General features: G+C 72.3%; 22 protein-coding genes. 7 read left to right on the top strand and 15 right to left on the bottom strand.

Annotation, left to right across the window (positions count from 1 at the left end; genetic code table 11):
* Positions 1-133: 133 nt before the first annotated feature.
* The 3 genes from ACZ4SF_RS18940 to ACZ4SF_RS18930 all read right to left on the bottom strand — a co-directional run bounded on the left by ACZ4SF_RS18940 (position 134) and on the right by ACZ4SF_RS18930 (position 3,533).
* Entirely contained in the window at positions 134-1,186 is a 1,053-nt protein-coding gene (locus ACZ4SF_RS18940) for a Zn-dependent alcohol dehydrogenase (RefSeq protein ID WP_468385438.1), read from the bottom strand.
* Positions 1,186-2,334: an acyl-CoA dehydrogenase family protein gene (locus ACZ4SF_RS18935; RefSeq protein ID WP_468385436.1), complete on the bottom strand. Its 1,149-nt coding sequence runs from the start codon at positions 2,332-2,334 to the stop codon at positions 1,186-1,188. Before ACZ4SF_RS18935 ends, ACZ4SF_RS18940 begins: the two co-directional genes overlap by 1 nt.
* A 284-nt stretch (positions 2,335-2,618) precedes the next feature.
* Entirely contained in the window at positions 2,619-3,533 is a 915-nt protein-coding gene (locus ACZ4SF_RS18930) for an SDR family NAD(P)-dependent oxidoreductase (RefSeq protein WP_468385433.1), read from the bottom strand.
* An 86-nt stretch (positions 3,534-3,619) separates the two neighbouring features.
* Here ACZ4SF_RS18930 and ACZ4SF_RS18925 point away from each other — a divergent pair, with 86 nt between their 5' ends.
* Positions 3,620-4,546 (top strand): cyclase family protein, encoded by a 927-nt coding sequence (locus ACZ4SF_RS18925; protein ID WP_468385430.1) that lies wholly within the window; start codon positions 3,620-3,622, stop codon positions 4,544-4,546.
* Between the two features lie 255 nt (positions 4,547-4,801).
* Here the strand turns inward: ACZ4SF_RS18925 and ACZ4SF_RS18920 are convergent, their stop codons facing one another.
* From ACZ4SF_RS18920 to ACZ4SF_RS18900, 5 genes are all read right to left on the bottom strand, one after another.
* Positions 4,802-5,275: an ATP-binding protein gene (locus ACZ4SF_RS18920; RefSeq protein WP_468385975.1), complete on the bottom strand. Its 474-nt coding sequence runs from the start codon at positions 5,273-5,275 to the stop codon at positions 4,802-4,804.
* A gap of 18 nt (positions 5,276-5,293) precedes the next feature.
* Complete coding sequence (locus tag ACZ4SF_RS18915; RefSeq protein WP_468385427.1) at positions 5,294-5,431, bottom strand: hypothetical protein; 138 nt, start codon at positions 5,429-5,431, stop codon at positions 5,294-5,296.
* 397 nt (positions 5,432-5,828) lie between these two features.
* Positions 5,829-6,695 (bottom strand): acyl-CoA dehydrogenase family protein, encoded by an 867-nt coding sequence (locus ACZ4SF_RS18910; protein ID WP_468385424.1) that lies wholly within the window; start codon positions 6,693-6,695, stop codon positions 5,829-5,831.
* Positions 6,696-6,758: 63 nt separating this feature from the next.
* Complete coding sequence (locus ACZ4SF_RS18905) at positions 6,759-7,892, bottom strand: acyl-CoA dehydrogenase (RefSeq protein ID WP_468385421.1); 1,134 nt, start codon at positions 7,890-7,892, stop codon at positions 6,759-6,761.
* Positions 7,892-9,088 carry an amidohydrolase family protein gene (locus ACZ4SF_RS18900; RefSeq protein WP_468385418.1) on the bottom strand — a complete coding sequence of 399 codons (1,197 nt, stop codon included), beginning with the start codon at positions 9,086-9,088 and terminating at the stop codon, positions 7,892-7,894. The genes ACZ4SF_RS18905 and ACZ4SF_RS18900 overlap by 1 nt, the downstream gene beginning before the upstream one ends.
* An 85-nt stretch (positions 9,089-9,173) precedes the next feature.
* Between ACZ4SF_RS18900 and ACZ4SF_RS18895 the strand changes: the two genes are divergently transcribed.
* Complete coding sequence (locus ACZ4SF_RS18895) at positions 9,174-10,682, top strand: class I adenylate-forming enzyme family protein (protein ID WP_468385415.1); 1,509 nt, start codon at positions 9,174-9,176, stop codon at positions 10,680-10,682.
* Between the two features lie 171 nt (positions 10,683-10,853).
* Positions 10,854-12,434 (top strand): alpha/beta hydrolase, encoded by a 1,581-nt coding sequence (locus ACZ4SF_RS18890; protein ID WP_468385412.1) that lies wholly within the window; start codon positions 10,854-10,856, stop codon positions 12,432-12,434.
* Positions 12,435-12,561: 127 nt separating this feature from the next.
* Here ACZ4SF_RS18890 and ACZ4SF_RS18885 read toward each other — a convergent pair whose 3' ends face one another.
* A complete protein-coding gene (locus ACZ4SF_RS18885; protein ID WP_468385409.1) occupies positions 12,562-14,022 on the bottom strand; it encodes a maleylpyruvate isomerase N-terminal domain-containing protein in 1,461 nt (486 codons plus the stop codon).
* Entirely contained in the window at positions 14,019-14,576 is a 558-nt protein-coding gene (locus ACZ4SF_RS18880) for a sigma-70 family RNA polymerase sigma factor (RefSeq protein ID WP_468385406.1), read from the bottom strand. The genes ACZ4SF_RS18885 and ACZ4SF_RS18880 overlap by 4 nt, the downstream gene beginning before the upstream one ends.
* A gap of 333 nt (positions 14,577-14,909) precedes the next feature.
* Between ACZ4SF_RS18880 and ACZ4SF_RS18875 the strand changes: the two genes are divergently transcribed.
* Both ACZ4SF_RS18875 and ACZ4SF_RS18870 read left to right on the top strand, forming a co-directional pair.
* Complete coding sequence (locus ACZ4SF_RS18875) at positions 14,910-15,290, top strand: STAS domain-containing protein (RefSeq protein ID WP_468385403.1); 381 nt, start codon at positions 14,910-14,912, stop codon at positions 15,288-15,290.
* A 181-nt stretch (positions 15,291-15,471) separates the two neighbouring features.
* A complete protein-coding gene (locus ACZ4SF_RS18870; RefSeq protein ID WP_468385401.1) occupies positions 15,472-15,984 on the top strand; it encodes an EF-hand domain-containing protein in 513 nt (170 codons plus the stop codon).
* A gap of 148 nt (positions 15,985-16,132) precedes the next feature.
* On the opposite strand, the gene purU is transcribed toward ACZ4SF_RS18870, so the two are convergent.
* Together purU and ACZ4SF_RS18860 are read right to left on the bottom strand one after the other, a co-directional pair.
* Complete coding sequence (gene purU / locus ACZ4SF_RS18865) at positions 16,133-17,011, bottom strand: formyltetrahydrofolate deformylase (RefSeq protein ID WP_468385398.1); 879 nt, start codon at positions 17,009-17,011, stop codon at positions 16,133-16,135.
* Positions 17,012-17,057: 46 nt separating this feature from the next.
* Positions 17,058-17,558, bottom strand: coding sequence for an SCO4402 family protein (locus tag ACZ4SF_RS18860; protein ID WP_468385395.1), 501 nt, complete (start codon positions 17,556-17,558; stop codon positions 17,058-17,060).
* Between the two features lie 117 nt (positions 17,559-17,675).
* On the opposite strand from ACZ4SF_RS18860, the gene ACZ4SF_RS18855 reads away from it, so the two are divergent.
* Positions 17,676-19,001: an ABC transporter substrate-binding protein gene (locus tag ACZ4SF_RS18855; protein ID WP_468385394.1), complete on the top strand. Its 1,326-nt coding sequence runs from the start codon at positions 17,676-17,678 to the stop codon at positions 18,999-19,001.
* 33 nt (positions 19,002-19,034) lie between these two features.
* Here ACZ4SF_RS18855 and ACZ4SF_RS18850 read toward each other — a convergent pair whose 3' ends face one another.
* Together ACZ4SF_RS18850 and ACZ4SF_RS18845 are read right to left on the bottom strand one after the other, a co-directional pair.
* Positions 19,035-20,681: a hypothetical protein gene (locus ACZ4SF_RS18850; protein WP_468385391.1), complete on the bottom strand. Its 1,647-nt coding sequence runs from the start codon at positions 20,679-20,681 to the stop codon at positions 19,035-19,037.
* Positions 20,682-20,882: 201 nt separating this feature from the next.
* Positions 20,883-22,268: a transcriptional regulator gene (locus tag ACZ4SF_RS18845; protein ID WP_468385388.1), complete on the bottom strand. Its 1,386-nt coding sequence runs from the start codon at positions 22,266-22,268 to the stop codon at positions 20,883-20,885.
* A 276-nt stretch (positions 22,269-22,544) separates the two neighbouring features.
* Here ACZ4SF_RS18845 and ACZ4SF_RS18840 point away from each other — a divergent pair, with 276 nt between their 5' ends.
* Positions 22,545-23,210: a bifunctional DNA primase/polymerase gene (locus ACZ4SF_RS18840; protein ID WP_468385385.1), complete on the top strand. Its 666-nt coding sequence runs from the start codon at positions 22,545-22,547 to the stop codon at positions 23,208-23,210.
* A gap of 110 nt (positions 23,211-23,320) precedes the next feature.
* On the opposite strand, the gene ACZ4SF_RS18835 is transcribed toward ACZ4SF_RS18840, so the two are convergent.
* Positions 23,321-24,235 (bottom strand): alpha/beta fold hydrolase, encoded by a 915-nt coding sequence (locus tag ACZ4SF_RS18835; RefSeq protein WP_468385382.1) that lies wholly within the window; start codon positions 24,233-24,235, stop codon positions 23,321-23,323.
* Positions 24,236-24,395 lie beyond the last annotated feature (160 nt).

Genomic DNA, 24,395 nt, shown 5'->3' with positions numbered 1-24,395 from the left:
AAGTCCTCCACCGGGTGCACCACCGTCACCAGCTCGTCCAGCATCAGCCGCCCCTGGCGGTACAGCCCGGCGTACAGGGCGATGTCCCGCTGCGGGGCCTGTGGACAACTCCCCGGACACGGCTGACGACAGCTCAGAAGAGCAGCACCGCCCGGGCCACCCGGCCCGCCTCCACCTCCTCCCGGGCCTTCCCGAAGTCCTCCACCGGGTGCACCACCGTCACCAGCTCGTCCAGCATCAGCCGCCCCTGGCGGTACAGCCCGGCGTACAGGGCGATGTCCCGCTGCGGGCGCGAGGAGCCGTAGCGGCAGCCGAGGATCGACTTGTCCAGGTAGAGGGAGGAGACCAGGAAGGAGGCTTCGGCCGTGGCCGGCGGCACGCCGAGCAGGATCGCCTGGCCGTTCCGGTCGAGCAGGTCGACGGCCTGGCGGATCAGCTCCACCCGGCCGACGCACTCGAAGACGTGGTCGGCGCCCGTCGGCAGCAGGTCCCGGACCCCCTCCGCCGAGGTGAGGAAGTCGGTCGCGCCGAACTGCCTGGCCACCGCCTCTTTGGCCGGGTTGGAGTCCACCGCCACGATCGAGAGGGCGCCCGCGAGCCGCGCGCCCTGCAGGACGTTCAGCCCGATGCCTCCGGTGCCGATGACGACCACGCTGTCCCCGCGGTCCACACGCGCCCGGTTCAGGACCGCGCCGACCCCGGTGAGCACCCCGCACCCGATCAGCGCGGCCGACGTCCACGGGATGTCCCTGGGGATCCGTACCGCCTGCACGGCCTTGACGACCGTACGTTCGGCAAAGGCCGAGTTGGCGGCGAACTGGTGCACCAGGCCCCCCGCGCCCCGCGTGAACGGCTTGCCCGGACGCCCGATGGCCTGCCGGCACATGGTCGGCCGTCCCCGGTCGCACTCCGCGCAGGTGCCGCAGTTGGCGAGGGTGGACAGCGCCACATGGTCACCGGGGCCGACATGGGTGACGCCCGCGCCCACCGCCTCCACCACCCCGGCGCCCTCGTGGCCGAGCACCACCGGCACCGGGAACGGAATGGTGCCGTCCACCACCGACAGGTCGCTGTGGCACAGCCCTGCCGCCGCGATCGCGACGAGCACCTCGCCGGGCCCCGGCTCCCGTACGGCCAGGTCGTCGACGACCTGCACCTGCCTGCCGTCGAACACCACACCACGCATCACACGGCCCCCTTCGGGTCTCCCGGAAGTCCGAGCACGCGCTCGGCGATGATCGTGCGCTGAATCTGGTCCGAGCCGCCGTAGATGGTGTCGGCCCGGGAGAACAGGAACAGGTGCTGGTCCGCGTCGAGCGGGTACGGCGCCGCGGCCGACCAGTCCGCGGGCCCCACGGCCGCCTCGGCCCCCCTGACCCGGACGGCCAGCTCGCCCAGGCGCTGGTGCCAGCCGCCCCACAGCAGCTTGGCCACGCTGGGCGCGCCCGGGTCGCCGGAGCCGCCGAGGGTGCGCAGGGCGTTCCAGCGCATGGCGCGCAGCTCGGCCCACTGCCGCACGAGCGCGGCCCGCAGTACCGGATCCCGCACGGCGCCGGTGGCCACGGCCGTGCGCACCACCGCCGCCAGCTCCTCGGCGAAGCCGATCTGCTGGGCCAGGGTGGACACCCCGCGCTCGAAGCCCAGCAGACTCATCGCCACCCGCCAGCCGTGCCCCTCCCCACCGACGACGTGCTCCACGCGCGCGCGTGCCCCGTCGAGGAAGACCTCGTTGAACTCGCTCGTACCGGTCAGCTGCCGGATGGGCCGCACCTCGATGCGCCCGGGCTGGTCCATGGGCACGAGGAGAAAGCTCAGCCCCTGGTGACGGCGCGCCTCCGGATCGGTCCGGGCCAGCACGAAGCACCAGTCGGCCTCGTGGGCGAGCGAGGTCCAGATCTTCTGCCCGGTGATCCGGTAGTACGCCCCGTCCCGCACCGCCGCCGTCCGCACCCCGGCCAGGTCCGACCCCGCGTCCGGTTCGCTGTACCCCTGGCACCACAGCTCCTCACCGGCCGCGACGGGGGGCAGGAAGCGGGCCTTCTGCTCCTGCGTCCCGTGGGCGAGGAGCGTCGGACCGAGCAGGTTCTCGCCGATGTGTCCCGAGCGGGGCGGCGCGGCCGACCGGGCGTACTCCTCGGCCCAGACGACCTGCCGGGTCAGACCGGCGGTCCGATTCCCGTACCCCGCCTCCCCCCACCCGAGCCCGATCCACCCGGCTTTGCCCAGCGTGCGTTCCCAAGTACGCCGGTCCGCACCAGGGTCGACGTGCGCGGCCAGCCACGCCCGAGCCTCGCTCCGGAACGCCTCGTCCTCTTCGGTGAACCCGAACTCCATGTCAGCCGCCTCTGGTTGATGACCGGGTGCTGGTGCTGGGCGGGGCCGGCCTCGCTCACCCACGCCTGCGGGGCGCCTCCCCAAGCTCTCGGCCGCAGCCGCATCGGCACGGAAGCGCCCGCAAGGGGCGCGGGGAACTGCGCGAGCAACCCACCACACACCCGCAGCCGTATCGGCACGGAAGCGCCCGTAAAGGGGCGCGGGGAACTGCGCGAGCGACCACCACACACCCGCAGCCGCCGGACCACACCGCCCCCCGGCCCAGTGGGCGCTCCGCCCCCGAACTAGCGCGTGTTCGGCCGAGCCCCACTCCGCGCCGCCTCTTCCATCGCCGCCACCCGCGCAAGCATCGGCATCGGATCCACCCCCACCGACCCCGGCAGAAACGCCGCGATCGCTTCCGGCGTCCACCCGCCGGAGGCGTACGCGGCGCGCAGTTCCCTCGGCTGGGCCCACACCGCGATCTTCGGCCCGGCGATCGTGTACACCTGCCCGGTGATGTCGTGCGCAGCGGCACCGTCGGACAGCAGGTACACCACCAGCGCGGCGACGTCCTCCGGCTCCCCGATCTCCGCCAGCTCCATGGGAACGTTGGCGGACATCCTCGTCCGGGCCACCGGTGCGACCGCATTCGCGCTCACCCCGTACTTGTGCAGACCGAGCGCCGCGCTGCGCACCAGCGAGATGATCCCGCCCTTGGCCGCGCTGTAGTTGGCCTGCGAGACGGAGCCCTGGTGATTGCCGCTGGTGAAGCCGATGAGGGTGCCGGCCCGCTGCTTGCGCATGACGGCGGAGGCGGCCCGGAACACGGTGAACGTGCCCTTCAGATGCGTGGCGACGACCGGGTCCCACTCCTCCTCGGTCATGTTGAACAGCATCCGCTCCCGCAGGATCCCGGCCACGCACACGACGCCGTCGATGCGGCCGTACGACGCCACGGCGGCGTCCACGACCCGCTGCCCGCCGGCCATCGTGGAGATGTCGTCGGCGACCGCGACCGCCTCGCCGCCCGCCGCCTCGATCTCCTTGACGACGGCCTCGGCGACCTCGCTCGTGGGTGAGGCACCGTCCACCGACACCCCGTAGTCGTTGACGACGACCTTCGCGCCCTCGGCCGCCGCCGCGAGGGCGACCGCACGCCCGATACCGCGCCCGGCACCCGTGACGGCGACGACCTTGCCTGCCAAGAAGTTCCCCACGCCCGGCCCCTTCCCGCGGTTTCTGACGGTCCGTTAGATTTTATGGCCCGTCGGATGCGCGGGCACAAGCCCCGGGGAGGCACCGGATGACACTGCCGGAGGAGTTCCACGAGATCGCCGAGCGCGTGAACAACTGGGGCCGCTGGGGGGCGGAAGACGAGATCGGCACACTGAACCTGATCACCGACGACGTCGTGCGCGAGGCCGCCGCCGAGGTGCGGACCGGTCGCCGCATCCCGCTCGCCCTGCCCTTGGAACAGGACGGCGTGCAGACCGGGATGATCCCGGGCCGGGTCAATCCGCTGCACGCGATGGTGCAGCTCAACCAGGAACTGTTCGGCCCGGGCACGGTGGCGTGCAGCGACGACGCGGTGACCATGGGGCTGCAGGCGGGCACGCATTGGGACGCGCTCACGCACGTGTCGCACTCGGGGAAGCTCTACAACGGCCGTCCGGCGCACACGGTGACCGCGCACGGCGGCGCCGAGTTCAGCGGCATCGACAAGGCCCGGCACATCGTCTCGCGCGGGGTGCTGCTGGACGTGGCCCGCGCGCGGGGCGTGGACCGGCTGGCGGGGGGCCACGCGGTCACCCCGGACGACCTGGAGGCAGCCGAGGAACTGGGCGGTACGCGCGTGCGTGCCGGAGACGTCGTGCTCGTACGGACCGGGCAGGTGCAGGCGTATCTGACCGGGGACAAGCACGGGTACGGCTATCCCTCGCCGGGCCTCTCGGTGCGCTGTCCGGAGTGGTTCCACGCACGCGACGTGGCCGCCGTGGCGAACGACACGCTCACGTTTGAGATCTTTCCTCCCGAGATCGACGGCCTGTGGCTGCCCGTGCATGCCCTGGACCTGGTGGAGATGGGGATGCTGCAGGGCCAGAACTGGAATCTCGAAGAGTTGTCCACAGCCTGTGGAGAAGCGGGGCGGTATGTGTTCCTGCTGTCGGCCATGCCCGAGCCGTTCGTCGGCGCGACCGGGACTCCCGTGGCGCCGGTGGCCGTCCTCTGAACACCGTCACGGAAGGATGCGGCTGGCGGCGCGCCTCCCCCCACGTCACACGCACGCGCCGCCATCCGATGCGACCCACACTCGACAAGGACCGCCGTCAGCCGGGCCCTCGCCGTCCCCTCGCGGCGAATCGACGCCCACCAGCCTGATCAGGCACCCGGAGGACGTCAACGCCGGTACGGGCATGGATTGCTCCATCCCTGCTCGGGGCGCCCGCGCACGGGTGCACCCCCGGCGCACCGGTGATACGGGGGGCTACACAGCCTCGAAGGCGAGGCCCTCGTACGCGGACTGTCCGCCCCCGTACGCCATCGCTGCGCTCCGGCCGGGCTGTGAACACCGGTCCAGCTCGCACCAGATGCTCTTGCCGGCACCCTCGGGGCTCCAGCCCCAGCGGTCGGCGAGACAGTCCACGAGGGCCAGACCGCGGCCGCCGGTGGCGTCATTGCCTGCGCAGCGGGGCACGGGGGCGCGGGAGCTGGTGTCGGTCACCTCCACCCGCACCGTGGCCGACGCGGCGTCCCCGGTCACCGGACCGGGCAGGCAGAGCCGCAGCACGGCCGGACGGCCGGTATGCACCACGGCGTTGGTCACCAGCTCGGAGACGAGCAGGATCAGCGTCTCGGCCAGCGGCTCGTCGGCCGTTATCCCCGACCCGCAGAGCCGCGAGCGGGCCCACCTCCTGGCCCGTCCCACCTCCGCGGGGTCGGGCCGGATCTCCAGCTGCACTTGAAGCACCTGCACCGCTCACACCATCCGAACCGGCGGACTCATGGCCCCGCGCCCGCCACACACCGCGGCGGCAGCCACGGCGGCGATCACGACGAGGGCCACGATCGAAGCCATTTTCTGCATGGCCAGAACAACGGCCAGAGCAAGGGTCACGGTCTGTGACTCGCTTGCGAGACAGCATGGTTGACGTACAGTCACCCCAACAAGCGCTTCGGGCATATTCCCGCGCGAAGGAGTACGCGTGCGGCATACTGTGCGACGCTCGTGCCGGGGAGTCGAACAGGCAGGGGCAACGCGCCCGACCGCCCTGCGAGCAGCGCTGCGCACCGCACGACCCGGCACCACTCCAGGGGTACCGCCGGCTCGGACCGTCCGCGCAGCCACTCGCATCCCACACAAGGTACCGGAGGGTGCCCCCGACTCCAGGCCGTGACGAGTCACATGAAGGACACAACCCGGTATCGACGCGCTGTGATTCCGGTACGCCACGATCCGCGACATCGTGGGCCATGGCTTCCCGGGTGCCCCAGCCCAGGAAGCGCCCGGCGGTTCAGCCCGCCAACGCGGCGGCGAGCAGTTCCTCACTCTGCGTGCTTCCCCCGGCACGCCGGGCCCGCACCCAGGCCCGTTTCAGGTGCAGATGCACGTCCGCCTCCCAGGTGAACCCCATGCCGCCATGCACCTGGAGGCAGTCGCGGGCCCCCTGCACGGCGGCCTCGTCGGCGAGCAGCCGGGCGGCGGCGATGTCGGCGGGGTCGGCGGTGACGGCGGCGGCATAGACGGCGACGCGTGCGGTCTCGGCCCGCACCAGCAGCTCCGCGCACAGGTGCTGTACGGCCTGGAAGGCGCCGACGGGCCGCCCGAACTGCTCACGGGTCCGGGCGTGTTGCACGGCCAGCTCGCACACCCGGGCCGCGGTGCCCAGCTGTTCGGCGGCGGTGAGGAGCACGGACTGCGGGCCCGGCGCGCCGGCGCGGTCCACCCGGTGCAGCGGGGTCAGCGGGTCCACGGACCGCAGCGGTGCGGCACCGGAGGTGTCCCCGCGTACGACGTCGGCCGCGTCCAGCCACTCCACCAGTTCCCCGTCGACCGCCGCCACGACCGTCTCCCCGCCGGCCGCGCCGGGCACGCTGCCGGCCGCGAGATGCGTGGCCACGAGCGGCCCGGGCAGCAGGGCCCGCCCCGCCTCCTCGAAGGCCAGCACCGCCTCGGGCAGTCCGAGTCCGACCCCGCCGTCCGCCTCCGGCAGCCTCAGGCCGAAGAAGCCCGCCTCCCCGAGGGTCCGCCACAGCTCCCGGTCGAGCCCGCCCGGTGCGGCGACGGCCGCGCGCAGCGCCTCGCGTCCGAAGCACCGCGCCAGCAGCTCCCGTACACCCCGGCGCAACGCCTGCTGATCATCGGTGAGCTGGAAGCGCATGATCACCTCCCGGCGGGGCGCTCGCTGGACGCACCCGTCCTTCCGTGAGCCGAGAACTCACGCTCACCTCCCCTTGGGCAGGCCGAGGATCCGCTCGGCCACGATGTTGCGCTGGATCTGCGAGGTGCCGGCGGCGATGGTGTACGACAGCGAGGACAGCCGGTCGAGCACCCAGGGCCGGTCCAGATCGAGGCTCTCGGGGCCGAGCACCTCGGCCGCCGTGTCGTACAGCTGCTGCCGGACGTGCGAGTACCGGAGCTTGAAGACCGAGCCGCCGGCCCCGGGGACTTGGCCGCTCGCCTCCGCCTCGCTCACGTTCCACTGGGTCAGCCGCCACAGGGCGCGGAACTCCGCGTCGAGCCTGCCCAGCCGGCGGCGCAGCGCCGGATCGTCCCAGCGTCCGTTCTCCTGTGCCGTCCGCGCGAGTTGGCAAAGGACACGGCGGCAGGCGACGACCTCGCCGGCGAAGGCGGTGCCGCGCTCGAAGGAGAGGGTCACCATGGTGACCCGCCAGCCGTCGTTCTCCTCCCCCACCCGGTTGGCGGCCGGCACGCGCACCTCGTCGAGGAACACCTCGGCGAATTCCGCCGACCCGGCGAGCGTGCGCAGCGGCCGTACGGTGATGCCGTCGGCGTCCATGGGCATGGCCAGCCAGGTGATGCCCTTGTGCCGGGGCGCCGCCGGATCGGTGCGGACGAGCAGCTCGCACCAGTCGGCCACTTCGGCGTGGGACGTCCAGATCTTGGACCCGGTCACCACGTAGTCGTCGCCGTCCCGCCGCGCGCGCGTGCGCAGTGCCGCGAGGTCGGAGCCGGCGTCCGGTTCGCTGAAGCCCTGGCACCAGACCTCCTCGCCGCGCAGGATCGGCGGCAGCCAGCGCGCCCGCTGCCCGGGCGTGCCCTCGGCGGCGATGGTCGGGCCGGCGTGCAGCAGCCCCACGAAGCCGGCGCCCACATAGGGCGCGCCCGCCCTCTCTGTCTCCTCCAGGAAGATCAGCCGCAGGGTCGGCGAGGCGTCCCAGTGCACGGCGGCGTACCCGGCGTCGTACAGCATCCGCTGCCAGCCGAGGTCGTAGGCGCGGCGGCCGGGCCAGTCGTCGGGGGAGGGCCTGGCCGGCAGGGTGGGCAGCGCCTTGGCGAGCCACTCCCGCAGCCGGGACCGGAACTCCTCCTCCTCGGGCGTGCAGGAGAGGTCCATCAGTGGTCGAAGTCCAGGTCGAGCATGCGGATGGCGTTGCCCCGCATCAGCTTGTACACGGTCTCGTCGTCGAGGCCCTTCACGTGGTCGAGCGCGACCTCTTTCGTGTGCGGGAAGGTCGAGTCGACGTGCGGGTAGTCGGTCTCGAAGGTGGCGTTGTCGCGGCCGACCGCGTCCAGCGAGGCCACGCCGTGCTTGTCGCGGAAGAAGCAGCAGAAGACCTGCCGGTAGTAGTACGTCGAGGGCGGCTCGGGGATCAGGTCCCGCACCCCGCCCCAGGCGCGGTGCTCCTCCCACACGTCGTCGGCGCGTTCCAGGGCGTACGGGATCCAGCCCATCTGGCCTTCGGAGTAGGCCAGCTTGAGCCGCGGGAACCTGACCAGGACCCCGCTGAAGAGGTAGTCCGTCATCGAGGCCATCGCATTGTTGAAGCTGAGCGAGGCCTGCACGGCGGGCGGTGCGTCCGGGGAGGCGGCGGGCATCTGCGAGCTGCTGCCGATGTGCATGTTGACGACCGTGCCCGTCTCCTGGCAGACGGCGAAGAAGGGGTCCCAGTACCCGCAGTGGATGGACGGCAGTCCGAGGTGGGTGGGGATCTCGGAGAAGGTGACGGCCCGTACCCCCCGTGCGGCGTTGCGCCGGATCTCCGCGACGGCCAGTTCCACGTCCCACAGCGGGATCAGGCACAGCGGGATGAGCCGGCCGGCGCTGTCCCCGCACCACTCCTCCACCATCCAGTCGTTGTAGGCGCGCACACAGGCGAGCGCGACCTCCTTGTCGTGCGCCTCGGCGAAGGTCTGTCCGCAGAAGCGGGGGAAGGTCGGGAAGCACAGGCTGGCCTCGACGTGGTTGAGGTCCATGTCCTCCAGGCGCGCCTTCGGGTCCCAGCAGCCGCGCCGCATCTGCTCGCGGGTGATGCCCTCCAGGGTCATCTCGTCCCGGTCGAAGCCGACGGCGGCGATGTTCCGTTTGTACGGGAACTTCAGGTCCTCGTAGATCCACCAGTCGGTCGGCTGGCCCGCCGGATCCATGGTGATCCGGTACTTCCCGCCGACGTACGCCAGCTCCCCGATCCCGGCGGTCAGTGGCCTCGGCCCGCGGTCCCGGTACTTGGCGGGAAGCCAGGTCTCGAAGAGGTGGGCGGGCTCGATCACGTGGTCGTCGACGCTGATGATGCGGGGCAGTTCGGTCGCCATGGTCCCCTCCGCCGGACGGTACTTATCTGATGGTCCGTCAGTTAGCATGACATCTGACGAGCCGTCAGCCAAGCAGGGGGCAGCCATGAACGAGACCCCGCACACCCTGGGTTCCGCCCGCACACTGTGGGAGCTGGTCGCCCGCCGCGCCGCCCTCACCCCCGACCGTCCCGTCCTGCTGCAGGCCGGCCGCCGGCTGACCTTCGGCGAGCTGCACACGCGCGCCGAACGCGTCGCGGCCGGCCTGTACGGCATGGGGGTGCGCCCCGGCACGGTGGTCGCCTGGCAGCTGCCCACCCGCATCGAGACCGCCCTGCTGTCCTTCGCGCTGGCCCGCCTGGGCGCCGTACAGTCCCCGGTCATCCCCTTCTACCGGGACCGTGAGGTCGGCTTCGCGCTGCGCGAGTCGAAGGCGGAGTTCTTCGCCGTACCGGGCGTCTGGCGCGGCCACGACCACACGGAGATGGCGCACCGCCTGGGCGCCAGGGGCGTGTTCGAGGCGTACGGCACCCTCCCCGACGGCGACCCGTCCGCGCTGCCCCCGCCGCCCGCCGAGGGCACCTCGGTGCGCTGGATCTACTGGACCTCGGGCACCACCTCCGACCCCAAGGGCGTGCTGCACACCGACCGCTCCCTGATCGCGGGCGGCTCCTGCCTGGCCCACGCCCTGCGGCTCACCCCGGACGACGTGGGCTCGATGGCCTTCCCCTACGCCCACATAGCCGGACCCGACTACACGGTGATGCTGCTCCTCTACGGTTTCCCGGCGGTGATGTTCGAGCACTTCGCGCTGCCGGACGCACTGGCGGAGTACCGGCGGCACGGGGTGACGGTGGCCGGCGGCTCGACGGCGTTCTACTCCATGTTCCTGGCCGAGCAGCGCAAGCAGCCGGCCGGGAAGGTGATCCCCTCCCTGCGGCTCCTCGCGGGCGGCGGCGCCCCCAAGCCGCCCGGGCTGTACCACTCGGTGGTCCGCGAGATGGGCGTCCAGCTCACCCACGGCTACGGCATGACCGAGGTCCCGATGATCACCATGGGCGATCCGGAGGACACCCCCGAGAACCTCGCCGCGACCGAGGGGCGGCCCCCCGAGGGCATGGAGATCCGGATCGTCCACGGCGAGATACTGCTGCGCGGCGAGGCCGTCTGCCAGGGCTATCTGGACCCCGCCCAGACGGCGGCGGCCTTCGACCCCGACGGCTTCCTGCGCACGGGCGACCTCGGACACCTGACGGACTCCGGCCATCTGGTCCTCACCGGCCGCCTCAAGGACGTGATCATCCGCAAGGGCGAGAACATCTCCGCCAAGGAGATCGAGGACCTGCTGGCCACGCACCCGGCGGTCGCCGACACCGCGGTCGTCGGCCTGCCGGACGCCGAACGCGGGGAACTGGTCTGCGCGGTGCTCGAACGGCGCCCCGGCACGGCTGAACCGACGCTGCCCGGGATCGTGTCCTTCCTGCGCGAGAAGGGACTGTCCGTGCACAAGCTGCCCGAGCGGCTGGAGGTGGTGGACGCCCTCCCGCGGAACGAGACGCTGCGCAAGGTGCTGAAGTACAAGCTGCGGGAGCGGTTCTCCAGCCCGGCACCCTGAATCTGCAAGACGGCATGGAGCCGGTCGCGGTTGTCCGACTCCGGGACCATTCGGCACGCCCGGTGTCCATCGCTGGTCGCAGAAATCGCGTCTTCTCGGTGGATTCGCCCAACTCGCCCACGCGAAAGGGTGGGTGCGTCCCATACGTACCCACCCAAGGACTCTCCCTTCGTGCGAAGCAGTCGAACAGCCCCTCTGCTGGCGGTCGGTGCCGCCGCCGTCCTGGTTCCCGCGCTCGTCCCGGCCACGGCGTCCGCCGCGCAGGACCCCCTCGGCCAGTACCAGCAGCAGAGGCCGGCATGGCACCGCTGCGACAGATCGGCGCCGGCCTCCTTCCAGTGCGCCACGGTCAAGGTGCCGCTCAACTACAGCCGCCCGGACGGCAAGAAGGTCGACCTCGCGATATCGAGGATCAAGGCGACCAGCAAGACGGAGCGCCGTGGTGTGCTCCTGATCAACCCGGGCGGCCCGGGCGGTGCCGGCGTCGACATGCCGCTGTACCTGAAGGACGAGCTGCCGAAGTCCGTGACGGCCAAGTACGACCTCGTCGGCTTCGACCCGCGGGGCGTCGGCCTCAGCTCCCCCGTCAGCTGCGGTCTGAGCGGCAGCGAGCTGAACTGGGACCGGCCCTACAAGCCCGAGACGTTCGCCAAGGACGTGAAGTGGGCCCGCACCTTCGCCGACAAGTGCAACGCCGAACAGGGTGACAAGCTCCGTCACATCACCACCCGCAACACGGCCCGGGACATGGACGTGATCCGTGCCGTGCTCGGCGAGAAGAAGATCTCCTACCTCGGGTACTCGTACGGCACCTACCTCGGCGCTGTCTACACGCAGATGTTCCCCCAGCGCGCCGACCGCTTCGTGCTGGACAGCGCCGTCGACCCCGCCCGTGTCTGGCGCGGCATGATCCAGGTCTGGGCGGAGGGCACGGAGCCCGCGTTCACCCGGTGGACGCAGTGGACGGCCGAGCGGGACGCCAAGTACCGGCTGGGCAGGACTCCCGAGGCGGTCCGCAAGACCTTCTACGACCTGGTCGCCCGGGCCGACCGCAAGCCCCTCGACGTCGACGGCATGCGGATGACCGGAGACGATATCCGCTCCAACAGCCGGGCCGTCTTCTTCAGCGTCCGCGACGCCGCCGAGTGGGTCGTCCAGCTGAAGAAGGCCGCGGCGGGCAGGCCTTCGGCCGTCGGCCGTGCGCCCAAGACGCCGACGCCGGTTCCGCCGTCGTTCGGCCGTGCCACGCCCGAGGACAACGGCGACGCCGCCTTCTGGACCGTCGTGTGCGCCGACACCCGCAACTGGCCGCGCGACCCCGAGCAGTACCGCAGCGACGCGATCCGGGACAAGGCCAGGTACCCGCTCTACGGTGACTTCGCCTCGAACATCAAGCCGTGCGCCTTCTGGAAGCAGACCGGCGGCGAGTCCGCCACCGTGATCGACAACAAGGTCGGCGCACTGATCCTGCAGAACGAGTGGGACTCCCAGACGCCGCTGACCAGCGGCCAGGGCCTGCGCCGTGTCATGAAGGGCGCGAAGATGGTCACCGTCGCCGGGGGTGTCGGGCACGGCGTCTACGGCACCAAGTCGTGCGCCGACAAGACGGCCACGGCCTACCTGACCACCGGCAAGCTGCCGGCGAAGGACACGTCCTGCCAGGCCCCGGCGGAAGCACGGGAGCGCAGCAGCATCAACCCGCTGCCGATCCCGACGCCCCAGGGGCTCCCGGGCCTGAACAGCCGCTCCTGAACCCCGGTACGAGACGGGTCACGTCCGACGTCCGGTCCGGGCCGGTCACATCCGAACCCCGGTCCGGGCCGGTCACATCCGCATCCCGGTCCGGGGCGGTCACGGACGGACCCCGGTCCGGGGTCCGTCACATCCGGCTCAGGCTCGCCGCCGCGAACAGCACGTCTCTGATGGCCTGGCGGTCGCCGTCCTGGCCCGCCGCCGCGTCCTCGGGGGACACATGCCCCGCTGCCAGCCGGCAGAACTCCACGCCGTCCAGCGCCACATGGGCCACCTCGAGGTCCGCGGAGCCCACGGCCGCCGGTGAGTCCAGCGGGATGAGCCACTCGCCGCCGGCCGCGCCCTCGATCTCCAGCCGCAGGCTGCGGCCGGGGGCGCCGGCCGGGACCAGGTGAGGTGTCCGGCCGCCCGGCGCGGACAGGCCCGCGCGGCGGCGCGCGGCGAGTACCGTCGGGAGCAGCCGGGCCGCGAGGTCGATCATCCGGTTGAGGTGACGCGGTGCCGGCGGGTCGTAGGGGTAGTCCACCGCGTCCGCGATGTCCTCGGCGTGCACCCAGCACTCGAAGGCGCGGTCCAGCATCGCGTCGTGCAGCGGCAGCGCAAAGTCGCCGTACGACACCGACAGCCCGCCCGCGTGGCTGCCCGTGAAGGACACCGTGCGCACCAGGCTGTGGCTCTGCTCCCGCCAGGGCCCCCGCACCGAGCGGGTCGGCGGGAAGTGGGAGGCCCGCCAGAACGCCTCCGTGCGCTCGGCCGGGCCCGCGGTGGCCTGGTCCGCCGCGTCGGCGACCTCGGCATGGGGGTCCTCCAGGCCGAGCGCCGCCGCGATCAGCCCGTCCACCGACAGCAGGTGCGCGATCACCCCGGCGACGGTGGTGCGCCGGCTCGTCGGGGCGTCGGCCTCGAACCACCGCAGCCGGACCGGCGCATGCCACTCCGCGTCCCCGAAGTCCTGCAGCAGCGCGTCCAGCCGCGCGGCCTCGGCGTCGTACGGCGCCGCCCAGTCGGGCACCGGGATGCGCGGCGGCCGGCGGTGCAGACAGCTCTGCAGGACGCGGGTGCGCAGTCCGGGGTCCAGGTCGAGACTCTCCGGCTGGTGCAGCAGACCGACCGCCTCGCGCAGCCGGCGGGCCTCGTCGGCGCAGCTGCCGCAACCGCCCAGGTGCAGTTCCACGGCCGCGGTCTCCGCCGGCGAACAGGCGGCCAGCGCCCAGGCGCCGAGGAGCGACTTCAGGACGTCGTGCGACAGGTCGGGCGGCACGGGTGCGAAGTCTCCCGGAACGACGAGGTCGGGCAGCGGGAGCCCGCTGTCCTCGACAGAGGCGCGGGGGGTGGGGATGCGTGGCGGCGGGGCCGGCTCGGGTGCGCCGCCGCCGTGCGCCGCGGCTCCCGAACCGCCACCGGCGCCCTCGGACCCGCCGGGGCCCGTTCCGTCACGCACCGGCTTTCCTCCGCCCGACTCTCCCGTGCCGTAAGGGCGTTTGGCGTTCCCCCCGTTGCCCCCATTGCGCTCGTCGCCCTCGTCGCCCTCGTCGCCCGCGCGGCCGTCGCGCTCGTCACGTGCCCCGAACCCCTCCGCGCCGCTCACACCGCACCTCCCTGCACCGGAGGTGCCCCGGCGTCGTGGGCGGTGGAGAGCAACTGCAGGCCGAGGCGGAGCCGGCGGCGGGCCTCGTCCTCGGTGACGCCGAGGTCGGCCGCGGTCTGGCGGTAGTCGCGGCGCTGGAAGTAGGCCAGATCCAGGGCGGCTCGCAGCGGGGCGGGCATGGAGTGGACGATGTAGTCGGCGCGGGCGGCGACCGAGGCGCGGCGGACCGTGCTCTCCAGTTCCTCGCGCTGCGGCTGTTCCAGTTCCTCCCGGTCGCGCAGCCGTTGCACGGCGACCCGGTGGGTCACGTCGGCGATCCAGGTGCGCAGCGGGCCCTGCCGGGGGTCGTAGGTCTCGGGGTGTTCCCAGACATGGGCGAAGACCTCGCGGGTGACGGCGTCGGCGGCCTGCTCGTCGCCGAGGACGCGGTGGGCGAGGCTGTGCACGAGGGAGGCGAACCGGTCGTACAACTCACCGAGGGCCGCCGCCTCTCCGCGGGCGAGCCGCTGCTGCATCTTGCGGTCCCAGCGGGGCGGTACGTCCCTCCTGGCCATGCGGTCCCCTCCCCTCGCCTCTCCGGCCCGTCCAGCCTGTCGTTCCTGCCTACTCGAATGTAGTCGGCACGTCTGACGGTGCACGCCCCTTTGTGTCACTGTGCGCCCCCGGAGCACCGCAGGTGATAGTGCCCTCTTCACACAACCTTCACGCAAGACGCGCGCATCTCCGATCGAACACGATCGATAGTGACCGAAACAAGCCCCTTGTCGATCGCCCCCCGTTTGCCACACCACGTTTCAGGGAACGGCCGCTGGGCAGCCGCGCGGAAAGAAACGTACGAGCCGCTTCCGTTTCCGGGCGGTTCCGGGAGATCCGGCGAGCGGAGGGGCATGGCCGTGGCATTCAACGTGACCGGCGTCGAACAGGGCGAGTGGGCCGTGCTCCGGGTGTCCGGGGAACTGGACCTGATGACTTCGCCGGTACTGCGGCAACGGGTCCACGACGTCGTCGCCGAGGGGCACCACAGCCTCGTGGTGGACCTCTCCGACGTCTTCTTCTGCGACTCCAGCGGGGTCGGCGTCCTCGTCGCCGCCCGCCGGCTGATCCGCTCCTGTCAGGGCCGGCTGCGGCTGATACTGCCGGACCGGGGCGCCGACGACGGCTCGCACGTCAACCGTGTCCTCGGCGCGCTCGGCGTGCGCCGCCTCTTCGACGTCCGCCCCGACCTCGAGTCCGCGACCACGGACGAGGCCGGACCGCTGTCGGCCTGAACGGCCGTCACGGCTGCGCGACCCGGCCACACTGTTGTCGCAGCATTCCCCCAGTCTTGGCACAATCGTCGGTTTCCCGCCGCCCGACGGTCGCTCGCGTCGTACGCTCCCTGCCAGGTCGACCCGACACACAGCACAAGACCCTCACGTACGACCCTCACGTAAGGCGGCCCTAACAGACATGGTCAGCACCGAGTACGAACACAGGATCGCCGCCCGGTTCGCCACCTTCGACCAGGACGGCAACGGCTGGATCGACCGCGAGGACTTCAGCGCGGCGGCCAAGGCGCTGCTCACCGAGTTCTCCGTGCCCGCGCGCTCCGACAAGGGGCAGGCGCTGTACGCCGGCGCGGAGGCGTTCTGGCAGGGCATGGCCGGCATCGCCGACCGGGACGGCGACCAGCGCATCACCCGCGACGAGTTCGTCACCGGCGCGGTCAAGCGGCTGCGCGACAACCCGGACGGCTTCGCCGAGATCGCCCGCCCCTTCCTGCACGCGGCCCTCGCGGTGGCCGGCGCGGCCGCCGACGGCCGGGTCGGCGTGGACGAGACCGCGCGCGTGCTGCGGGTCTTCCGCGTGCCGGAGGACGTCGCCCGGCAGGTCGCCGCCGCCCTGGACACCGACGGCGACGGCAGCATCGGCGAGACGGAGATCGTGCCGGCGTTCGCGCGCTACTTCACGGTGCCCGAGTAGACCCCCGGGGCGGATTCACGTATGCCCCGGGCGGGTTCGCGTACGGCCCGGGCGGGTTCGCGTACGTCCCCGGGCGGGTTCGTGTGCGCCCCCGCGCCGGTTTGCGTGCGTCCCGGTCGGCGCCGGGCAGACCTCCGGGTCCGGCTCCTCAGGCGAAGACGACGGTGCGCCGGCCGTTCAGCAGGATGCGCCGCTCGGCATGCCACTTGACCGCCCGGGCCAGCGCCTGGCACTCCACGTCCCGCCCGACGGCCACCAGCTGGTCCGGCGAGACACCGTGCCCGACCCGCTCGACCTCCTGCTCGATGATCGGCCCTTCGTCGAGGTCCGCGGTGACGTAGTGCGCCGTCGCGCCGATCAGCTTCACGCCCCGCGCATGCGCCTGGTGGTACGGCTTCGCGCCCTTGAAGCTCGGCAGGAACGAGTGGTGGATGTTGATGATCCGGCCGCTGAGCTGCTTGCACAGGTCGTCGGAGAGGACCTGCATGTACCGGGCGAGGACGACCAGTTCGACGTTCTCCTCGCGGACGATCCCCAGCAGCTTCGCCTCGGCGTCCGACTTGGTGTCCTTCGTGACCGGAATGTGGTGGAAAGGAATGTTGTAGGAGCCCACCAGCTCCTCGAACTCAGTGTGGTTCGAGACGACGCCCACGATCTCCACCGGCAGCGCTCCGATCCGCGCCCGGAACAGCAGGTCGTTCAGGCAGTGCCCGAACTTGCTGACCATCAGCAGGATGCGCATCTTCTGGTCGGCCCGGTTGAGCTGCCAGTCCATGTGGAAGGAGTCGCCGATCGCGGCGAAGCTCGCCCGCAGCTTCTCCACCGTCACCGGAGCCTCGGCCGAGAAGTGGACGCGCATGAAGAACAGACCCGTGTCGTGGTCGCCGAACTGCTGGCTGTCCTCGATGTTGCAGCCGGTCATGAACAGATAGCTGGACACGGCGTGCACGATGCCCTGCTTGTCCGGGCAGGAGAGCGTGAGGACGTACTGGTCGGCCGGAGCCGCGGCGGCGGACTGCTCATTCATGCACTACAGGGTCCCATACCGACCGGCCTCCAGGGGCGGCCGTCCGCTACGCGGACCGGGTCAGGATCCGCAGCACTTCCAGGCTCTTCGGCGGCGTCTGCGGGTCCTCCCCGTCGCTCACCGACATCCGCACGTGCGCGTCACGCGCCGCCCGCACCGCCTCCGGCCAGCCGGGGTGGTCGAGATACGCGGCGACCGGCGCGTCCGGGCCGACCTGGTGCATGATCCGCAGCACCCGCAGCACGGCGGTGTCGACGAGCGCCGCCTCCTGCGAGTCGCGGAATATGGTGCCGACGTATTTCTCCGCCGACCAGCTGTCCAGCCAGGTGTCCTCCACCAGCCGGTACACGGCGTCGGTGACGTCACCGTAACCGTCCGTGCCGGCCAGCCAGACGTCCCGCTGGAACACCGGGTCGGAGAGCATGTGCAGCGCCGAGCGCACGTTGCTGCGCCACCGCCACCACGGCATGTCGTTCAGGGGCATGCCGCCCATGGTGGAGGAGCGGCGGCCGCGACGGGAAGAGTTCTCCGAACCTTGCACGGTCATCGATCGTACGTTCTTCGTCCCACCAGTCACACCGCCCCCTGTAATTCACCTCGTCGTCACCCCGCGTTGACCAAAGGTCACTCCACGGTTAGCAGTGTGAGGGAATCGTGCGTGTCCATGACCGGCAGGCGACGCACCCGCACCACTTCACTTCGCGCACTCCCCCGCCCCGTCCGAGCCACCGCCCTCGCAGCGGGCGCCATGGCTCTCTGTGCGTCGTTCACCGCCGCATGCGGGGCCATCCCCGGTGCCACGGGGGGCTCCGGGGATGGCCCGGTCAAGGTGATGACCTGGGCCCCCGAGAACACGGACGCGACCAACAAGCCCGGCATGCCGGCGATGGCCCGCGCCTACGCGAAGTGGATCAACTCCCACGGCGGCATCAACGGCCGCGAGCTCGAAGTCCTGACCTGCAACGACCACAACGACAGCGTGGGCGCCGCGAAGTGCGCCCGGCGCGCCGCGACCGAGGACGTGGTCGCGGTGGTCGGCTCCTACAGCCAGTTCGGCGACTCCTATCTCGCCCCGCTGGAAGGCGCCGGAATCCCCTACATAGGCGGCTACGGCGTCACCAACGACGAGTTCACCGGCTCCATGTCCTACCCGGTCAACGGCGGCCAGCCCGCCCTTCTGGCCGGCCTCGGCAAGGCACTCGCCGCCACCTGCGGCAACGTCGCCCTGATCCGCCCCGACAGCATCGCCGGCGACGAGCTGCCCGCGATGCTCGACTCGGGGCTGAAGACGGGCGGCCACGAGGACGCCGGCGACCACCTCGCCGCCGAGGACGCCACCGAGTACGGCGTCCAGGCCGAGCAGGCGCTGCGGTACGCCACCAAGGGCGTCACCAAGAAGGGGTGCGTGGTACCCGCGCTCGGGGACCGCACGGACACCTTCATGGACTCCTTCCGCCGGACCCGCGAGAACTTCCCGTCCGTGCGCACGGCGACCGTGCTCGGCAGCGTCGACCAGACCGTGATCAACGCCACCGGCGGGGCGTCCGGGCCGTACGAGGGGTCGTACATCACCGGCTGGTACCCGCCGTCGGGTGACTCCCGCTGGGACCCGATGAAGAAGGCCATCAACGAGACGGCCTTCGGCGACAACCGCATCGACCCCGCGGACGCCGGCGTGCAGACCACGTGGATCGCCTACACCGTGCTCAAGGCCGTCCTGGAGAAGATCGGCGACGGCGAGGTCAGCTCCGACACGGTGCGGCGCACCCTCAACGACGGCCTGCGGGTCTCCACCGGCGGCCTCACCCCCACCCTGCACTGGCCCTACGAGAGCAAGCTCGCCGGGGTCGGCTTCCCGCGGCTGGTCAACGCCAACGTGACCCTGCAGGTGGTCCAGGGCGGCAAGCTGGTCTCGGCCCGCAGGAGCATCGGCGGCAGCAACGGCATCGCCGACATGACCTCGATCCTGGAGACCGCGGACGTGCCGTGACGGGCCCCCGGTGCCGGGGGCCCGTCACCGGCGTCAGAGCTGGGTGGGCTGGCGCTGGGTCAGCCCGTACTTCGTCGCGATCGTGTTCCACAGCGCCGCCGCCTTCACCTTCTGCGCGCTGGCGGTGCCGCTCTCCCGGTTGCCGGCCTGGGTCTCGTTGGTGGTGCGGGCGTGGCCCTTGCGGCAGACCTTGCGGCCCTTGGCCTGGTCGGCCCAGGCCGCGTAGTGGTTGTCGGCCGCGGCGGACGCCTGCCAGGCCTTGGTCAGTGCGGCCGTCAGATCGGCGTTGCCCGGCAGCTTGTCGACGGACAGCTTGCCGAGCCGGGTGACCAGCTGGCTGCGCTGCCTGGCCGCGTCCCGCAGGTCGGTGGCGGCCTGGTCCAGGTTGTCGCACTGCTTGACGTTGCCCACCGCCTGGATCACCGAGGCCCGGCTGCTGCCGCTGTCCGCGAGCAGCTTGTCCAGGTCGACCGCCTGCTGACGGGCGGGGTCGACGGTGGGCGAAGCGGAGTCCTGGGTGGCCGGGGACGCGGCGGCGACCGTCTTGTCGTCGCTGCCCCGGTCCTTGCCGCCGCCGCTGCTGAGCAGCGCACCGGCGCCCACGCCGATCACCACGAGACCGACGCCGATGGCGGCGACCAGCGGCACCCGCGACCGGCCCCGGCGCCGCCCGCCGTCGTCCTCCTCCGGTTCGTACGAGGACTGCGCCGGGCGGTACGACGACGGACCCGAGTCGGGGTGGGCGTCCGCCTGCCGGACGCGCGGCAGCTGCTGCGTGGAACCCGCCGGGGAGTCGCCGCCCGCCGGGCCGCCGCGGAAGAGATTGTCGAACTCGGCCGGCGGCTGCCGGTCGGCGCCCTGGGCCTGGGCACCGTAGGGCGGGATGTACTGGGTGGCCTCCGCGTCGGAGGGCGCGGGCGCCGGCTGCTGGGGCACGCGGCCGAGGTACCTCGTCTCCTCGCCCGCCGACTGGGGCGGCAGCGTGCCGGACGGTACCGGCGGGAGGTACTGGGTCGCCCCCTCGTCGGCGGGGCCGGCCGGGCCGGCCTGGACCGGCGGGAGGAACTGGGTGGCGCCGTCGGCCGGCGCGGCCTGCACCGGCGGCAGGTACTGGGTGGCGCCCTGGTCCGCGGGTCCGGCGGGGACCGGCGGAACGTACTGGGTCGCACCGTCGGCCGTCGGGGGCAGCGGAGCACCCGCGGCGGCATACCCGTCCGGGACGGCCGGCGGCAGCGGAGCCGCGGGGGCGGACTGCGCCGGGTACTGCTGCGCCGGCTGCTGGTAGGGGTCGGTCGCGCCGTACGCGGGCGGCTGCGGGGCGCCGTAGCCGGGTGCCTGGCCACCGTAGGACGGTGCCGCACCTCCGTACGCGGACGCCTGGCCGCCGTACGACGGCGCCGGGGCGCCCTCCGGGGGCAGCGGGCCCGGGTTCCCCGCGGACGGGGCCTGCTCGTGGCCGGCCCACTGCGGAGCCGGCGACGGCGCCCAGTCCTGGCCCGGCTGGGGGCTCTGCTGCTCCGGACCCCAGGACCCGCCCCAGGCCCGGCCGCCGGCCGGAGCCGTGGCGGCCGGTGTTCCGGACATGCCAGGCAGCAGGGGCTCGCCTCCGTCGGAGGGCAGCACGATGCCCTCGCGCGCGGGCCGCGCCGACGGCTCCTCGCCCTGTCCACTCTGCGTCACCGGGACTCCTACCAATGGGGGACCTTGTGAATCGTCGGCTCACGCTACCGGGTCCCCCGAGCCGGGTGCCACGCAGCTCAGGACGCGATCTCCTTCCCTGTGACAGCGGTAACAAAACCGCCCCACATTGCGCTGTACATGGCACCCGGCGCGCCCCCGGGTGCCGTTTCCCGCCCGTTCACGCCCCCGCAGGGACAGAGTTCACGCAGCCTGCTGAAGATCCAGCCGTGCCCCGAACTCCCTTACCACCGCCTCGTCCCCGAAGGGCTCCAGCCGCTGCTGCAGATCCTCCAGATACTCGGCGCCCCGGTTGGAGCGGAGCGTCTCCAGCAACTCCACCGCTTTCAGGCCCGTGTTGCAGGCCTGCTCGATCTCGCGCTGCTGCACCTGGGCCGTGGCGAGCAGCACATAGCCGATCGCCCGCCGGCGCGCCCGGGACGCGGGGTGTCCCGCCAGCGACAGCTCGGCGTACCGCGCCGCCTGCTCGGGCTGCCCGAGGTCGCGGTGGCAGTGCGCCAACTCGTCGGCCAGATAGGCCTCGTCGAAGTGCGCGATCCACACCGGGTCGTTCCCGGAGGAGCCGTCCGCGCCTTCCATCGCGGTGACCGCCCGCCCTGAGGCCGCCTGCGCCGCGCGTGCGTCGCCGAGCAGCGCGTGCCCGCGCGCCTCGGCCGCGTGGAACATCGCCTCCACGCGCGGGGTCACCTGCCCGCGCGCGCCCTCCTGCGCCGCCCGCGCCAACTGGGCGATCTCGCGCGGGTTCCCGAGCTGCGCGGCGAGGTGGCTCATGGACGCGGCCAGGACGTAGCCGCCGTACCCGCGGTCCCCCGCGGCCTGCGCCAGCCGCAGCGCCTGGATGTAGTACCGCTGCGCCAGGCCGGGCTGGCCGGTGTCCACCGCCATGTACCCGGCAAGTTCGGTCAACCGGGCCACGGCGGCGAACAGTTCACGGCCGACCGCCTCCCGGTACGACCCGGCCAGCAGCCCCGAGACCACACTGTTGAGGTAGTGCACGACGACCGGGCGCACATGCCCGCTGCCGTACTGGTGATCGAGATCCACCAGTGCCTGGGTCATCGACCGTACGGCCGCCACGTCGGACTGGCCCACCCGCGGGCCCGCCTGCCGGGCCACCTGGGCGTCCGGTGCCGAGATCAGCCAGTCCCGGCTGGGCTCGACCAGCGCGGAGGCGGCGACGGAGGAGCCGGACAGGAAGTCACGGCGGCCCACGTCGCTGCGCCACAGCTCGCAGACCTGCTCGATGGCCCCCAGTACCGTCGGCGAGAACTGGAGACCGACCCCCGAGGCGAGGTTCTTGCCGTTGGCCATGCCGATCTCGTCGATCGTGACCGTACGGCCGAGCTTGCGCCCGAGCGCCTCGGCGATGATCGCCGGGGCCCGGCCCCGTGGCTGCTGGCCACGCAGCCAGCGGGCCACGGACGTCTTGTCGTAGCGCAGGTCGAGGCCGTGCTCGGCGCCGCACATGTTGACCCGCCGGGCCAGCCCGGCGTTCGAGCACCCCGCTTCCTGGATGAGTGCCTGCAGCCGTTCGTTCGGCTGCCTCGCCACGAGAGGCCTTGCGGCCATGTGCTACCCCCTGCGAACCCCTGGAGCGTGTAGTTCCGGCCGGGTTGATCCGGACGGAAAGATCACTGCCCAGCTGACATACCGTCAATGCGTGACATGTGCGGTTTGCCGGGGTAAAGGCAGATGCCACCCCCATCCCTGACTACCCAGCCCACGCCCCGCTTCCTCCCGCGCGCCCCCACCTGTGCACCCATGCGCCCCGACTGCGGAATCGATGCTCCTCCCCCGCGCGCGCTACAGCCGTAACTCCAGGTGGGTGGGGGAGTTGAGAGGAGCGTGGAAGAGACGATCGCGGGCGCCCAGGACACTCAGATTGCCGGTCACATTCCGCAGCAGCGCGGGGAATCGCTGCTGGAGACCGCCGTACGCTACGCCGAGGAACGGCACTGGGACGTGTTCCCGGGCACCTGGCTGGAACCGGTCGACGGGATGCAGCGCTGTTCGTGCGGCGACTCTTCCTGCCCTGCGCCGGGTGCGCACCCCACGCGCCCCGACTGGGCGACCCAGGCGACCGGCAGTGCGACCGTCGCGCGCCGGATGTGGCAGAGGCAGCCGACGGCGTCGATCCTGCTGCCGGCCGGACGGACCTTCGATGCGCTGTCCGTCCCGGAGAGCGCCGGGTTCCTGGCCCTGGCCCGGATGGAGCGGATGGAGCTGACGCTCGGGCCGGTGACGCTGACCCCGGACCGGCGGATGCACTTCTTCGTACTGCCGGGGGCGTCGGCGAAGGTGCCGGATCTGGTGCGCAAGCTCGGGTGGTCGCTGTCGTCGCTGGATCTGGTGGCCCTGAGCGAGGGCGCGTACGTGGCTGCACCGCCCACGCGGTTCGGGTCCCGTGGCGCGGTGCAGTGGGCGTGCCGGCCGACACCGGCGAACCGGTGGCTGCCCGACGTCGAAGAGCTGATCTCGCCGCTCGCCTATGCCTGCGGCCGGGACCGGTAGCCGTTCGCCCGCTCGTCCGCCCGGCCCGGTGTGCCGGCGACCGCGGGTGACGTCGTGGCGTGTCGCGCGGTTCCCCGCGCCCCTTCGGACCGGCCGGTGCGGCTGCGGCGTCAGTCGGTGAGCAGCAGGTCCAGGAAGGGTTCGACCGCTGCGCGCCAGGCGTCCGGGTGGTCGTAGTGGGCGAGGTGGCCGGCGTCCGAGACCTCGGCGTAGGCGCCATGGGGCAGGACCCGGACCATCTCCTGGGCCTCGGCCCGGCCCAGTTCACCGTCCAGGCCGCGGACGACGAGCGCGGGGCACCGCACCTGGGCCAGTTCCTCCCAGTGGGCGTCGTACACCCATGCCTCGCGGGAGCTGAGCATGTGCGCCGCCTCGAAGACGGGACGCCAGCCGTCCTCGGCCTCGTGCATCACCTCGGCGTAGAAGGCCCCGCGGGCGGGGTTCGGGCGCTCCACCCAGGGGTCGTCCGCGCCGAACCATTTGCGGACGTCGGCGAGACTGGCGAAGGGGACGGGCCAGGACCGGAACCAGTCGGCCCACTCGCGCTGCGAGGCCGCGCCGAGCGCGGAGGCCCGCATGTCGCAGATGATCAGGCCCCGCACCAGATCGGGGCGCTTGGCGGCGAGCTGCCAGGCGGTCAGCGCGCCCATGGCGTGGCCGATGAGGAGCGCGGGGGCGAGGCCGAGCTGTTCGAGGGCGGCCTCGGCGTCCTCGACGTAGGCCTCGCGGGTGTAAGCGGCCTGGGGGGGCTTGTCGCTGCGGCCGTGGCCGCGCTGGTCGAGTGCCACGGCGCGGTGGCGTCCGGCGAGCCAGCGGGCGGTGGCCGCCCAATGGGAGGCGCGGCCCATCAGGCCGTGCAGTAACAGCACGCCCGGAGCCCCGGACTCCGCTTCCGCACCGGGCCCCGGGTCCGGAGGGCCTGACTCCCGGGGGCCCGGCTCCGCCTCCGGTTTCGGAGGTTCGGCGAACTCCCAGGCGGCCAGACGCACCCCGCCCGCTCCCGTCACGTCGATACGCCGCGCCATCGGCCCTGGCACCCCCAGCTCCGCCTGCCTCGTCGTCCAGTTGTTTCAGGCTATCGAATGCGCATTCGAAAATTCTGTCCCTGCGGACAACACCCCTCATTCGAGTGACACCCCACCAGGCATGATCGCCGCAGCCGAGGGGATCACTTCAGGCGGGAGG

Source organism: Streptomyces sp. NPDC027663 (assembly GCF_055566415.1).
Note: the sequence above shows the minus strand (reverse complement) of the source record. Positions and strands in the feature narration are given on the sequence as shown.